At 63.1% G+C, this 775-nt stretch carries 2 pseudogenes; both read left to right on the top strand.

From position 1 onward, the window contains the following. Positions 1-168, top strand: a pseudogene (locus IRX98_RS22410) (IS30 family transposase); the annotation flags it as partial. Between the two features lie 7 nt (positions 169-175). Next, a pseudogene (locus IRX98_RS22405) lies at positions 176-466 on the top strand (integrase core domain-containing protein); the annotation flags it as partial. Positions 467-775 lie beyond the last annotated feature (309 nt).

The raw sequence follows: 775 nt of genomic DNA, 5'->3' as shown, positions 1-775 counted from the left end.
TTCCCCAAAGGCACCGACCTGTCGCGCTGGTCGGCCGAGGAGATCGAAGCCGTCGCTCACGCCCTGAACACCCGGCCCCGCAAGACCCTCGGATGGAAGACACCCGCCGAGGCGTTCAACGAGCATCTACTGTTAATCCAACAACCCGGTGTTGCAACCACCGGTTGAACCTGGTCAATTCCGGAGCCGGAAGCTGCAGCAGTCGCTATGGCGCCACCAGATGCTCGGATCGATGGGCCAGGTCGGCTCAGCCGGTGACAACGCCGCCATGGAGAGCTTCTTCAGCCTGCTCCAACGCAACGTCCTCGACCGCCAGAAGTGGACCAGCCGCGAGGATCTCCGTATCGCCATCGTGACCTGGATCGAACGGACCTACCACCGCCGACGACGACAAGCCCGCCTCGGCCGATTGACCCCCATCGAGTACGAAGCCATCATGACCACGCTGGCCGACCAGGCCGCGTGACCGACTGTCACAGATCAGTGCAGCAGCCCCTAGTAGCGGCAGGTGGCCGAGACGCTGCCACTGACTTCTTCGACGTGTTTGAGCACCGCGAGCTTGTGCTTGGCTCGCCGTTCCAGTTCCCGTTCTGTCATGCAGGTCTCCTAGAGATCAGAGACCCGAACTGTCAACGACGTCCGTCAGTTTTAGCCTCGATCCACCGATGATCAGGGCTGGGCGGTCGGGGGTCGCTGACGATGGGTCCTGAGTGTGTGGGCGTGGCTGTTGGTCTGGCCTCGCTGCCAGGTCGTTCCGGGTTGGTCGTCGTGCCGG

Origin of the sequence: Nocardioides lacusdianchii, from assembly GCF_020102855.1 — a bacterium.
Classification (GTDB): Bacteria; Actinomycetota; Actinomycetes; order Propionibacteriales; family Nocardioidaceae; genus Nocardioides; species Nocardioides lacusdianchii.
This window is presented reverse-complemented; position numbering and strand designations above follow the sequence as displayed.